At 68.2% G+C, this 12,631-nt stretch carries 12 protein-coding genes; 9 read left to right on the forward strand and 3 right to left on the reverse strand.

Annotated features, from left to right (window positions below):
- Positions 1-3: 3 nt before the first annotated feature.
- Positions 4-288: a DUF2782 domain-containing protein gene (locus PotMrB4_RS00485; protein ID WP_044403825.1), complete on the reverse strand. Its 285-nt coding sequence runs from the start codon at positions 286-288 to the stop codon at positions 4-6.
- A gap of 77 nt (positions 289-365) precedes the next feature.
- On the opposite strand from PotMrB4_RS00485, the gene polA reads away from it, so the two are divergent.
- Positions 366-3,116 carry a DNA polymerase I gene (gene polA / locus PotMrB4_RS00490; RefSeq protein WP_074969959.1) on the forward strand — a complete coding sequence of 917 codons (2,751 nt, stop codon included), beginning with the start codon at positions 366-368 and terminating at the stop codon, positions 3,114-3,116.
- A 248-nt stretch (positions 3,117-3,364) separates the two neighbouring features.
- Here the strand turns inward: polA and yihA are convergent, their stop codons facing one another.
- Positions 3,365-4,021 (reverse strand): ribosome biogenesis GTP-binding protein YihA/YsxC, encoded by a 657-nt coding sequence (gene yihA / locus PotMrB4_RS00495; protein WP_172432247.1) that lies wholly within the window; start codon positions 4,019-4,021, stop codon positions 3,365-3,367.
- Between the two features lie 177 nt (positions 4,022-4,198).
- On the opposite strand from yihA, the gene PotMrB4_RS00500 reads away from it, so the two are divergent.
- From PotMrB4_RS00500 to PotMrB4_RS00520, 5 genes are all read left to right on the forward strand, one after another.
- Positions 4,199-4,489: a c-type cytochrome gene (locus PotMrB4_RS00500; RefSeq protein ID WP_044403820.1), complete on the forward strand. Its 291-nt coding sequence runs from the start codon at positions 4,199-4,201 to the stop codon at positions 4,487-4,489.
- Positions 4,490-4,543: 54 nt separating this feature from the next.
- A complete protein-coding gene (locus PotMrB4_RS00505) occupies positions 4,544-5,149 on the forward strand; it encodes a c-type cytochrome (RefSeq protein WP_044403817.1) in 606 nt (201 codons plus the stop codon).
- 151 nt (positions 5,150-5,300) lie between these two features.
- Complete coding sequence (locus tag PotMrB4_RS00510) at positions 5,301-5,933, forward strand: thiol:disulfide interchange protein DsbA/DsbL (protein ID WP_074969963.1); 633 nt, start codon at positions 5,301-5,303, stop codon at positions 5,931-5,933.
- Positions 5,934-5,952: 19 nt separating this feature from the next.
- Positions 5,953-6,828, forward strand: a complete 876-nt coding sequence (locus PotMrB4_RS00515; RefSeq protein ID WP_139233606.1) for an endonuclease/exonuclease/phosphatase family protein — start codon at positions 5,953-5,955, stop codon at positions 6,826-6,828.
- Positions 6,825-8,933, forward strand: coding sequence for a GGDEF domain-containing protein (locus PotMrB4_RS00520; protein WP_172432248.1), 2,109 nt, complete (start codon positions 6,825-6,827; stop codon positions 8,931-8,933). Before PotMrB4_RS00515 ends, PotMrB4_RS00520 begins: the two co-directional genes overlap by 4 nt.
- Before the next feature lie 7 nt (positions 8,934-8,940).
- On the opposite strand, the gene PotMrB4_RS00525 is transcribed toward PotMrB4_RS00520, so the two are convergent.
- Positions 8,941-10,359, reverse strand: a complete 1,419-nt coding sequence (locus tag PotMrB4_RS00525) for a DASH family cryptochrome (RefSeq protein WP_044406225.1) — start codon at positions 10,357-10,359, stop codon at positions 8,941-8,943.
- A gap of 194 nt (positions 10,360-10,553) precedes the next feature.
- Here PotMrB4_RS00525 and PotMrB4_RS00530 point away from each other — a divergent pair, with 194 nt between their 5' ends.
- From PotMrB4_RS00530 to PotMrB4_RS00540, 3 genes are all read left to right on the forward strand, one after another.
- A complete protein-coding gene (locus PotMrB4_RS00530) occupies positions 10,554-11,174 on the forward strand; it encodes a hypothetical protein (protein ID WP_172432249.1) in 621 nt (206 codons plus the stop codon).
- Between the two features lie 72 nt (positions 11,175-11,246).
- Entirely contained in the window at positions 11,247-11,840 is a 594-nt protein-coding gene (locus PotMrB4_RS00535) for a MarC family protein (RefSeq protein ID WP_142013132.1), read from the forward strand.
- Entirely contained in the window at positions 11,837-12,622 is a 786-nt protein-coding gene (locus tag PotMrB4_RS00540) for an N-acetylmuramoyl-L-alanine amidase (RefSeq protein ID WP_107331767.1), read from the forward strand. The genes PotMrB4_RS00535 and PotMrB4_RS00540 overlap by 4 nt, the downstream gene beginning before the upstream one ends.
- The last annotated feature ends 9 nt before the right edge of the window (positions 12,623-12,631 follow it).

A 12,631-nucleotide genomic window follows, 5' to 3' on the forward strand; every position in this document is an offset into this window, starting at 1 on the left:
GCCTTACCAGCTGAAGATCTCCCACTGCGGGATCAGCATGTCGGGGTTGTCCGACCGGATGAAGTTGCTGTCGCCGTCAGCGCGGACCAGGAAATAGGGTTTGCCACCCTTGGGGGTGACCTTGATCGCATAGAGGAAGCCGTTCACACGGTATTCCTGGATGGTCTTGTCGCCGTCCTGGCGGATGGTGACGTCGGGTTCCGGCGAGGGGGCCTCGTCGTCGGCGAAGACACTCACCGGCAGGAGGGCCAGCAGACCGGCGAGCAACAGGCGGTTGAAAGCGCGCATGGTGGTAACCTTGTCCCTTATCGTCAATGACCGGGCCATTCTACTGCGGGTCCGGTGAATAAAGGTTGAATTCACGCATGAGCCAAGCCCCTCTCGTCCTCGTCGACGGTTCCTCCTACCTGTACCGCGCCTTCCATGCCCTGCCGCCGCTGATGACTTCGGCGGGCCTGCCCACCGGTGCGGTCAAGGGTGTGCTGAACATGCTCAAGAGCCTGCGCAAGCAGTACCCGGACAGCCCGTTCGCGGTGGTCTTCGACGCCAAGGGCGGGACCTTCCGCGATGCGATGTTCGCCGAGTACAAGGCCAACCGGCCGTCCATGCCGGACGAGCTGCGGGTGCAGGTGGAGCCGCTGCACGCAACGGTGCGGGCCCTGGGCCTGCCGCTGTTGTGCGTCGAGGGCGTGGAGGCCGATGACGTGATCGGCACCCTGGCCCGGCAAAGCGCGGCGGGCGGGCGCCAGGTGGTGATCTCCACCGGCGACAAGGACATGGCGCAGTTGGTCGATCCGCACATTACGCTGGTCAACACCATGACCGGTAGCACGCTGGACATCGATGGCGTGAAAGAGAAATTCGGCGTCGGTCCTGAGCTGATCATCGATTACCTGGCCCTGATGGGCGACAAGGTCGACAACATCCCCGGCGTGCCCGGCGTGGGCGAAAAGACCGCCCTGGGCCTGCTCACCGGCGTGGGCGGCGGGCTCGATGTGCTCTACGCCAGCCTGGACAAGGTGCCCGAGCTGCCGATCCGCGGCGCCAAGGGGCTGCCGGCCAAGCTGCTGGAGCACAAGGACATGGCCTACCTTTCCTACCAGCTCGCTACCATCAAGTGCGACGTGGAGCTGAACGTCGAGATCGATGCCCTGCACCCCGGCGAGCCGGACCGCGAGGCCCTGGCCGAGCTGTACCGCACCCTGGAGTTCAAGAGCTGGCTGGATGACCTGCAGCGCCAGGCCAAGTCGGACGGCGAACAACTGGCCCTGCTGGATGCCCCTGCGGAGCCGGCCGTCGAGACGCGCTATGAAACCGTGCTGGAGCAGGCCCAGTTCGACGCCTGGCTGAAGAAGCTGGAGGCGGCGCCGCTGATCGCCTTCGACACCGAGACCACCAGCCTCGACGCCCAGCAGGCGCAGGTGGTGGGGGTGTCCTTCGCCGTGGAAGCCGGCGAGGCCGCCTACGTGCCCCTGGCCCACAGCTACATGGGCGTACCCGCGCAGCTGGACCGCGACGCGGTGCTGCAGGCCCTGAAGCCGCTGCTGGAAGACCCGGCCAAGGCCAAGGTCGGCCAGCACGCCAAGTACGACATGAACGTCCTGGCCAACGCCTCGACCCCTATCACTGTCCAGGGCATCGCCTTCGACACCATGCTCGAGTCCTATGTGCTGGACTCCACGGCCACCCGCCACGACATGGACAGCCTGGCCCTGAAGTACCTGGGCCACAGCACCATCCGCTTCGAGGACATCGCCGGCAAGGGCGCCAAGCAGCTGACCTTCGACCAGATCGCCCTGGAGCAGGCCGGCCCCTACGCCGCCGAGGACGCCGACGTGACCCTGCGCCTGCACCAGGCACTGTGGCAGAAGCTGGAGGCTGTCCCGTCCCTGGTCACGGTGCTGAAGGACATCGAGATGCCGCTGGTGCCGGTGCTGGCGCGCATCGAACGCAACGGTGCGCTGGTGGACGGCAAGCTGCTGGGCCAGCAGAGCCTGGAACTGGGCGAGAAGATGGTGGCCCTGGAGCGCCAGGCCTACGAGCTGGCCGGGCAGGAGTTCAACCTGGGCTCGCCCAAGCAGCTCGGCGCCATCCTCTACGAGAAGCTCGGCCTGCCGGTGCTGGCCAAGACCGCCACCGGCCAGCCGTCCACCGCCGAGAACGTGCTGGCGGACCTGGCCGAGCAGGACTTCGAGCTGCCCAAGGTGATCATGCAGTACCGCTCCCTGAGCAAGCTCAAGAGCACCTACACCGACAAGCTGCCGGAGCAGATCAACCCGCGCACCGGGCGCATCCACACCTCCTACCACCAGGCGGTGGCGGCCACCGGGCGCCTGTCCTCCAGTGATCCGAACCTGCAGAACATCCCGATCCGCACTGCCGAAGGGCGGCGCATCCGTCAGGCCTTCGTCGCACCCAAGGGCTACAAGCTGCTGGCGGCGGACTATTCGCAGATCGAGCTGCGCATCATGGCCCACCTGGCCAAGGACGAAGGCCTGCTGGATGCCTTCCGTCACGACCGCGACGTGCACCGGGCGACGGCGGCGGAGGTCTTCGGCGTCGAGCTGGACCAGGTCAGCAATGACCAGCGCCGCAGCGCCAAGGCCATCAACTTCGGCCTCATCTACGGCATGAGCGCCTTCGGCCTGGCCAAGCAGATCGGCGTCGACCGCAAGCAGTCCCAGGCGTACATCGACCGCTACTTCGCCCGCTACCCCGGCGTGCTTGCCTACATGGAGCGCACCCGCGAGCAGGCGGCTGCCCAGGGCTTCGTCGAGACGCTGTTCGGGCGCCGGCTGTACCTGCCGGAAATCCACTCGAAGAACCAGGCCATGCGCAAGGGCGCCGAGCGCACCGCGATCAACGCGCCGATGCAGGGCACTGCGGCGGACATCATGAAGCGCGCCATGGTGGCGGTGGATGCCTGGCTGCAGGAGAGCGGCCTGGATGCGCGGGTCATCCTCCAGGTGCACGACGAACTGGTGCTGGAGGTGCGCGAGGACCTGGTGGACACCGTGCGCGACGCCATCCGTCCGCTTATGAGCGATGCCGCCGAGCTGGATGTGCCGCTGGTGGTGGAAGTCGGGGTGGGCGACAACTGGGACGAGGCGCACTGAGTGCGCCCATCGGCTTAGCGCTGTTTCGCATAAGGGGCAGCGCTGACCGGACGAATAATTTCTGACGCAGCGGTGAACTTTTGTGAAGCACGCCCGGTCAGAGACTGGGAATGGCTGGTGAAGCCTTCGATGCTCCTTTTGCTGTGTTTAGTGTTGGCAGATATCTGAACCCCGCCCTAGCGGTTCAGACTTGAACCCCGGAACTTCCCCCTCCCCATACGAAGTCCGGGTTTTTTTTTGCCTGCGATTCAGGCGTCGGATGCGTCGTCGCCGCCTTCCTCGAATTCCTCGCCCAGCTGCAGCCAGCGGGCCAGCACGGCCTGGGCCTCTTCCACGCCCTGGCGCTTGGGTGCGGAGAACAGCTGGATGCTGACGGCATCGCCCCAGCCCTTGCGGATCTCCTGGCGCACCTTCAGCAGCGCGTTCTTCGAGGCGCCATAGGCCAGCTTGTCGGCCTTGGTCAGGAGGATGTGCAGCGGCATGTGGCCGGCGCTGGACCAGTCCAGCATCAGGCGGTCGAAGTCGGTGAGCGGGTGGCGGATGTCCATCATCAGCACCAGGCCGACCAGGCTCTCGCGGCTGCTCAGGTAGGCCTCCAGGTGGTGCTGCCAATGCTGCTTGAGAGGGATCGGCACCTTGGCGTAGCCGTAGCCGGGCAGGTCCACCAGGCGGCGGTCCTCGTCCAGGGAGAAGAAGTTGAGCAGCTGGGTGCGGCCCGGGGTCTTCGAGGTACGCGCCAGGCTGGCGTGGGTCAGGGTGTTCAGCGCGCTGGACTTGCCGGCGTTGGAGCGGCCGGCGAAGGCGACCTCCAGGCCCTGGTCGGGCGGGCACTGGTCCACCTTGGCGGCACTGATGAGGAAGCGGGCCTGCTGGCACAGGCCGATGATCGGATTCTTGAATGACATGAAGGAGTCCACAGGGTGCGACCTGGTGTCGCAGAGGGCGGTTTCGTTTCCGTTTGGGCAGCGCCAGTATATAATGCCGCAGATTTAGTGTGCGCTTTATCCCCCAGGGTACAAGGGCCACGGGAACGACCAGGGCACTGCAGAAAGCCCGGCGAAGCCCCTCTGATGAGGTTGATCATGAAGAAGATGGTATTCGTCGCAAGCCTTGCGGCGCTGGCCTTTGGCGCTCAGGCTGCTCAGGATCCGGAAGCCGTTTTCAACCGGACCTGCGGGGCCTGCCACAATGGTCAACTGCCTATGGCGCCCAAGAAGGGCGACAAGGCGGCCTGGGAGCCGCGACTGGCCAAGGGCACTGATGCTCTGGTTCAGAGCGTCACCAATGGTTTGAACGCCATGCCTCCCCGAGGCTTGTGCATGGACTGCAGTGCCGAAGACTACAAAGCGGTCATCCAGTGGATGAGCCAATAACGAAGGTAGTCGGGCGCTAGATTCTTTCACCCTTAGCCGTAATTGGATTAGCTGATGAACAAAGTACTCGTGAGTCTGCTGTTGACCCTGGGCATCACCGGTCTGGCCCACGCCGCAGGCGACGCCAAGGCCGGCCAGGCCAAAACCGCCGTATGCGGCGCTTGCCACGGTCCGGACGGCAACAGCCTTGCCCCGAACTTCCCCAAACTCGCCGGCCAGGGCGAGCGCTACCTGCTCAAGCAGCTGCATGACATCAAGGACGGCAAGCGCCAGGTGCTGGAAATGACCGGCCTGCTGACCAACCTCAGCGACCAGGACCTGCAAGACATCGCCGCCTACTTCTCCAGCCAGTCCGGCAGCGTCGGCGCCGCCGATCCCAAGCTGGTGGCCCGTGGCGAAGCCCTGTTCCGTGGCGGCAAGCTGGAAGAAGGCATGCCCGCCTGCACCGGCTGCCACTCCCCGAACGGCGCCGGCAACGCCGCTGCCGGCTTCCCGCACCTGGGTGGCCAGCATGCCCAGTACGTGGCCAAGCAGCTGACCGATTTCCGCGAAGGCAACCGCACCAACGACGGCGACAACATGATCATGCGCGCCATCGCCGCCAAGCTGAGCAACAAGGACATCGAAGCCGTTTCCAGCTATATCCAGGGTCTGCACTAAGCTTTCCCGAGCGGTAGTAAACGGTAAATGAAAGGGTGGCTATGGCCACCCTTTTTCATTGGCAGCCTCGCTACAATGCGGAACCCGCCCAGCGGCCCCCGGTCGAAGCTGGGCCCGTCGCAGAACCCCACGATCCGTCTAGGAGCCAAGCATGCGTAACCTGATCCTTTCCGCCGTACTCGCCAGCGCGAGCCTGTTCGGCATGACCGCCGCCCACGCCGAAGACATCCAGGCGGGCAAGCAGTATGTCGAGCTGAGCAGCCCGGTGCCGGTCTCCAAGCCCGGCAAGATCGAGGTGGTGGAGCTGTTCTGGTACGGCTGCCCGCACTGCTACCAATTCGAACCGACCGTCAACGCCTGGTCCGAGAAGCTCCCGGAAGACGTCAACTTCGTGCGCGTTCCCGCCATGTTCGGCGGCCTGTGGAACGTCCACGGCCAGCTGTTCATCACCCTCGAGAGCATGGGTGTGGAGCACAGCGTGCACAAAGCCGTGTTCGATGCCATCCACAAGGAAGGCAACAAGCTCGCCACCAAGGAAGCCATGGCTGATTTCCTTGCCGCCCACGGTGTCGACAAGGAAGCCTTCCTCAAGGCCTTCGACTCCTTCGGCGTGAAGAGCCAGATGGAGAAAGCCAAGAAGCTGGCCGTCGCCTACCAGATCTCCGGCGTACCGACCCTCATCGTCAACGGCAAGTACCGCTTCGACATCGGCTCCTCCGGTGGCCTGGAGCAGACCACCGCCGTCGCCGACTACCTGATCGCCAAGGAGCGTGCCGCGAAGTAAGCGGCACCGGGGCAGGCCCATGCTGCGCCGCTGGAGCAACGATCGCACCGCTGGCCTGCGCACCGCGCAGGTCAACCCTCATTGCGACGCCAGCGGCTTGCCCGAAGACGGCCGGCTGCGCCTGCTCAGCTTCAACATCCAGGTCGGCATCAACACCGGCCACTACCGCCACTACCTCACCCGCGGCTGGCAGCACCTCCTGCCCCATGCCGGGCGAGCCGGCAACCTCCAGCGCATCGGCGCCCTCCTGGGTGACTTCGACCTCGTCGCCCTGCAGGAAGTGGACGGTGGCAGCCTGCGCTCCGGCTACGTCAACCAGGTCGAACACCTGGCCCAGCTCGGTGCCTTCCCCTACTGGTACCAGCAGCTCAACCGCAACCTCGGGCGCCTGGCGCAGCACAGCAACGGCCTGCTCAGCCGCCTGCAGCCCACCCAGCTGGAAGACCACCCCCTGCCCGGCCCGCCCGGTCGCGGCGCCATCCTCATGCGCTTCGGCGAGGGCGACGACGCCCTGGTGGTGGTCATGATGCACCTCGCCCTCGGCACCAAGGCCCGCACCCGCCAGCTCGCCTACATCCGCGAGCTGATCGGCAACTACCGCCATCAGGTGCTCATGGGCGACATGAACACCCACGCCACCGACCTGCTGCACCACTCGCCCCTGCGTGACCTCGGGCTACTGGCGCCGCAGGTCGAGGCCACCTTCCCGAGCTGGCGCCCCCAGCGCTGCCTCGACCACATCCTGCTCAGCCCCAGCCTCACCCTGGAGCGCGTGCAGGTGCTCAGCCAACCCATCTCCGACCACCTGCCGGTGGCCGTGGACATCCGTCTGCCCGCCTCCCTGCGCGGCGACGCACTCCCGGCCAGGCTCGACCCTTCCGGATCCGCACCATGAGCGACGACGGCCAGCGCTGGAAAGCCAAGTACCTGGAAAGCCTGGAAGAGCAGGAAAAGCTCGAACGCCTCTGGGAGGCGCGCCTCGACCTGCTGCGCCGGGGTCTGGTGCGCAGCTCCCTGGCCGCCGAAGGCACCGACAAGGCGGTGGACGCCTGCATGCAGGAGCTGCGGGAGATCATCCGTGGCGACAAGATCGACGCCGGCCTGTCCGCCCTCATCCCCCGGCTGGAAAAGGCCGTGCTCGACTCCGAGCAGCGCCGCCAGCAACGCATCCAGCAGAACGTCGGCGCCCTGGGTGGCCTGGCCAACCAGCTGCTCAAGCTCGACGTCCCGCGGGAGGTGCGCAAATCCCTCAAGCAGTTCGCCAAGCGCCTCGACGAGCGCGCCGGCAGCTCCCGCGAGATGCCCGCCCTGCTCAGCGAGCTGAGCGAGCTGCAGAACCGCGCCCTCGAAGTGCTGACCGGCGACGCCCCGCCGCCGCGTCCCGGCCTGTTGCAGCGGCTGTTCGGCAACGGCGAGGGCGGAGCCGACGAGGCCCAGCCCGGCGCGCCGGACGCCCCTGTGGCCAGCGCCCCGGCCACGCCTGCGCCGGTGCCGGTCCAGTCCCCGGCCGACGACGAGGACGACGACGAGGACGACGACGCGCTGGACAGCCCCGCCGCCGCGCCCCAGCCTGCTGCACCTGCACCTGCACCTGCACCTGCACCTGCACCTGCACCTGCACCTGCACCTGCACCTGCACCTGCACCTGCACCTGCACCTGCACCTGCACCTGCACCTGCACCTGCAACCAGCACTGCAGCCCCGCCGAGCGCTCCCGAGCCGGTAGCAGACGTCGTCGCCTCCAGCGCGCCAGCGCTGGATGCCCCGCCCGCTGCCGCCCCGGTCGCCCTCGCGCCCAGCCCGGCCACGCCCGAGGCAGCGCCCGCGTCCGCCGTCCGGCCCGTAGCCGCTGCGGATGAACCCCGCCCGGGCCTCGACAGCCTGCCCATGCCCCACAGCCTGATCACCGGCGAAGGGGACCCGGCCTACGAACTGCCGCCCGCCCCCGAGCCCGGCTACAGCGCGGTCGCCCCCCACGTCGCCGCCAGCCTGCGCAGCCTGCTGGACGAGCTGGAGCTGCCCGAACGCCACAAGCCCCAGGCCGAAGACCTGCGGCGGCGCCTGGAAGGCAACCTCAACTGGTACGAACTGGTCCCCGTGCTGGATGACCTCGCCGTGCTGGTGCTGGCCATCACCGACAACGGCCACCGCGAATTCGCCGGCTACCTGCAGCAGCTCAACGAGCGCCTGGCCGCCTTCGTCGCCACCCTCACCAGCGCCCACCAGGGCTACAACGACGAACTGCAGAACGCCCGCCAGCTCGACGACCAGCTGCGCGAGCAGGTCAGCGGGCTGCAGAACAGCGTGCAGGAAGCCACCGACCTGGACGACCTCAAGCGCGCCGTCGAGCAGCGCCTCGAAGGCCTGCTCAGCACCATGAACAGCTTCCAGCGCGAGCGCGAAGTGCGCGAGGCCGAGGTCAGCGGGCGCCTGCAGAGCCTCATCGAGCGCGTGTCCACCATGGAGCAGGAAGCCAACACCTTCCGCGACCACCTCGAAGAGCAGCGCCAGAAAGCCCTGCGCGACACCCTCACCGGCCTGCCCAACCGCGCCGCCTGGAGCGAACGCCTGGAGCTGGAGGTGGCGCGCTGGAAGCGCTACGGCGGCGAGCTGCTGCTGGGCGTGCTGGACATCGACCACTTCAAGCGGATCAACGACAACTACGGCCACCTGGCCGGCGACAAGGTGCTCAAGCTGATCGCCGGCGAGATCGCCAAGCGCCTGCGCAAGACCGACTTCATCGCCCGCTTCGGTGGCGAGGAGTTCGTCCTGCTGATCCCCGCCACCCAGCTCGACGGCGGCCGCCAGCTGCTGGACAACCTGCGTGCCGGCATCGAACAGTGCCCGTTCCACTTCAAGGGCGAGCCGGTGACCATCACCCTCTCGGGCGGGCTGGTGTCCTTCGCGCAGGGGGAAAGCGACGCGGCTGCCTTCGAACGGGCCGACCAGGCTCTCTACCGGGCCAAGCGCGGCGGTCGCAACCGCATCGAACTGGGTTGAGCGCCGCCTACGCGGCGCTCGTCAGGTAGGGCTTCCACGCTTCCGGCACCTGCTCCAGACGCGGGTAGTCCAGCGCATCCAGCTGCAGGCGCGACAGCACGAAGGGCGTGTGCCGCAGGTTGCGCGGCACCGCCCGCAGCTCCGGCAGCCACAGGCTCACGTACTCTGCCTCCGGGTCCAGATGGCGTGCCTGGCGCAGGGCATTGAACGCCTGGCTGCGCTGCGGATCGCTCGCCACCCCGGCCAGGTAGGCCCAGTTGCCCCAGTTGCTCGCCGGGTCGTGGTCCAGCAGGTGCTCCTCGAACCAGGCCGCGCCATGGCGCCAGTCCTGCTGCAGGTCGCTGACCAAGTAGCTGGCCACCACCTGGCGCAGGCGGTGGGCGAGAAAGCCCGTGGTCGCCAGCTCGCGCATGGCCGCATCCACCAGGGGCAGGCCGGTGCGCCCGTGGCACCAGGCCTCGAAGCGCGCGTCCAGGTTCTGCGGTGCCCGCGCCGTGGCGCGCACGCCGCCGGGCTGGAACAGCGCCTCGCCGTGGCGCAGCAGCGTCCAGCGGAAGAAGTCGCGCCACAGCACCTGTTCCCACAGCAGGCGGGTCGAGGCATTGGCGCCGTACTGCGCCTCGTGGCGGCGCAGCTCCGCCACCACCCGGCGCGCCGACAGGCAGCCGTTGGCCAGCCAGGGGGAGAACTTGGAGGAGTATTCGGTTCCGGTCAGGCCGTAGCGGGTGGTCTCGTAGTCGCGGACCCCGCGCCCTTCCCACAGGTAGTCGCGCACCCGGGCCAGGGCCGCCGGTTCGCCGCCGGCGAAGGGGAAGGTGCTGTTCACATGGGCCAGGGGCTCCCCCAGGCCGAGGCGGGACAGGCTCGGCAGCGGCTCGAACAGCCGGTCCGCCGGTTCCGGCGTCGGGGGCAGGGCGGCCGGGGCCGAGCGCGGCTGGAACACGCTGAGGCGTTGCTGCACCTGGTCGCGGAACTGGCTGAACACCGCCGGCAGGGCCTCCACCGGCGCCGGCAGCTCCTCGCGGCGCAACAGCGTATCGCCGGCGAAGGTGGTCAGCGGCACGCCGGCCAGGGCCTGGCGGGTCTCCTCGATCAGCGTCCGCGCCGCCGGTGCCACCTCGTCCAGGGTCAGCACCTCGTCCAGCTGCAGGTGGTCCACCAGCGCCGGGATCACCTGGGACGCCACGCCCTGCACCACCAGCAGGCGTGAGCCGCGGTGGCGCAGCTCGCCGTCCAGCGCCGCCAGGCTTTCCAGCAGGAAGCGCATGCGGTGCACGCCCATCGGGCGGGTGCCGAGGGGGCCGGGGCGCAGCAGGGTCGGGTCGAAGACGTACAGCGGCAACACGCGCTCGGCGCCCAGGGCGGCCTGCACGGCCGGGTGGTCGTCGAGTCGCAGGTCCTGTTTGAACCAGAGCAGGCGACGCATGGCGAGGGTCCTCATTGGGCAGGTCCGTTTCCCGGGTTGTCCTTGTGTCTGTACACGTTATAGGCAATTTCCGGTTGTTGAACAGTGCCGTCCGGAAGGGCCGGACGCACGCCGGGCGGCTGCGTATAATCGCGCCCCCTTGCCTGGCACCCCCGCGATGAACGGGGGGCCGTCATCCTCACCGGAGCCTTTCGATGCGTGCATCTTTCCACCGCGCCGCCTGCTGGCTGGGCGCGCTGGCCCTGGGCCTGTGCTCCGCCCAGGCGCCTGCCGAATCCCTGCTGCCGCTGATGGACAGCAACCTGGCGTTCACCACCCTGCCCTATTCCGCCGGGGAGAGTTTCGTCCGCCCTGGCAACGAGGCCCCGCGCCCGCCCATGGCCAGCGCCGGCCTCGGCTGGCACGCCAGCAGTGCCGAGCACCTGGCCCTGAGCGGGCTCAGCCTGATCGTCGCCGCGCCGGAGCTGGAGCTGCTGGACCTGGCGCTGCTGCCCCGGGACGACGCCCGCGAACCGGGGCGCACCGCCCAGCTCAGCGGCACCTGGCTGTATGCCTTCGGCATCGGCGACAGCGAATGGCTGCTGGACGGCGGCCTCGACTGGGCCGGCAGCGAAGGCTCGCGGGCGGCCGGCTTCGGCTTCAGCCCGCAACTCAGCTTCGATGCCGGCGACTACTTCTTCTCCCGCGAGCGCGAGCTGCTGCTCGGCCTGCAGTACCTGCAGCAGAGCGGCGGCCTGGGCCAGGGCGACGACCGCCTGCTGCCCCTGCCGGGCGACCAGCGTGCCCTGCGCGGTACCCTGCGCTACCGCTTCTGACACGTCGGCGGGTGCCGCTCGACGGCACCCGGCCCACCCTCCTACCATTCCGTATCCCGCACAGGAGCGCTCATGGACATCCTCGGAATCGCGGTGCTGATTTTCCTGGTCACCGACCCCTTCGGGAACATCGCCATCTTCATCGCTGCCCTGAAGAACGTCGCCCCCGAGCGGCGCCTCAAGGTCGCCCTGCGCGAGCTGGTGTTCGCCCTCGGCCTGCTGCTGCTGTTCCTCACCTTCGGCGAGAACATCCTCAGCGGCCTGGGCCTGTCCCGCGAGGCCATCGCCATCGCCGGCGGCATCATCCTCTTCATCATCGCCCTGCGGCTGATCTTCCCCCGGCCCGAAGGCGTGCTCGGCGACCTGCCCGGCGGCGAACCGATGCTGGTGCCCCTGGCCACCCCGGCGGTGGCAGGCCCTTCCGCCCTCGCCGTCCTGATGACCCTGCGCAACACCCACCAGGGCCAGCTGTGGGAGCTGTACATCGCCGTCATCCTGGCCTGGGCCTGCACCGCCGTGATCCTCCTGCAGGCCGCCTTCCTCCAGCGCTTCCTCGGCGAGCGCGGCCTCATGGCCGTCGAGCGCCTCACCGGCATGCTGCTGATCATGCTCAGCGTCGACATGCTCCTGGACAACCTGCAAAGCGTGTTGCACATCCGCCCATGAAACGACTTCTCCCCCTCGGCCTGTGCCTGACCCTGCTCGGTGGCTGCGCCCACGACGGCCTGCAGATCGACCGCAGCCACCCCTCGCAGAACCAGAACAGCCGGGTGCAGTACATCGTCCTGCACTACACCTCCACCAACCTGGCCAACTCCCTGCACCTGCTGACCGAAGGCGACGTCAGCGCCCACTACCTGATCGGCGCCCAGCCGCCCACCGTCTACCAGCTGGTGGGCGAGGACCGCCGCGCCTGGCACGCCGGGCAGAGCGAATGGCAGGGGCGCACCTGGCTGAACGCCAGCACCATCGGCATCGAACTGGTCAACGAAGGCTACCGGCAGACCGGCCACGGGCTGGAATGGGAGCCCTTCGACGAGGGCCAGATCAACGCCCTCATCCCGCTCCTCAAGGACCTGGTCAAGCGCCACGGCCTGCCTCCGGGCAGCATCATCGGCCACAGCGACATCGCCCCCCAGCGCAAGGTCGACCCGGGCCCGCTGTTCCCCTGGAAGCGCCTGGCCGACGCCGGCCTGGTGCCCTGGCCGGACGACCGCGCCGTGGCCGAGGAACAGGTGCGCTTCGCCACCGCCCTGCCCACCGTGGACTGGTTCCAGATGCAGCTGGAGCGCCAGGGCTATGCCGTGCCGCGCAACGGCCAGCTGGACGAAGCCACCCGCAACGTCATCGCCGCCTTCCAGATGAAGTACCGCCCGAGCCGCTACGACGGCCAGCCGGACGCCGAGACCGCCGCCCTGCTGCTGGTGCTCAACCGCGGCGCGCGCTGAGCGCCGCTT

It is taken from the genome of Metapseudomonas otitidis (assembly GCF_011397855.1).
GTDB classification, from domain to species: domain Bacteria; phylum Pseudomonadota; class Gammaproteobacteria; order Pseudomonadales; family Pseudomonadaceae; genus Metapseudomonas; species Metapseudomonas otitidis.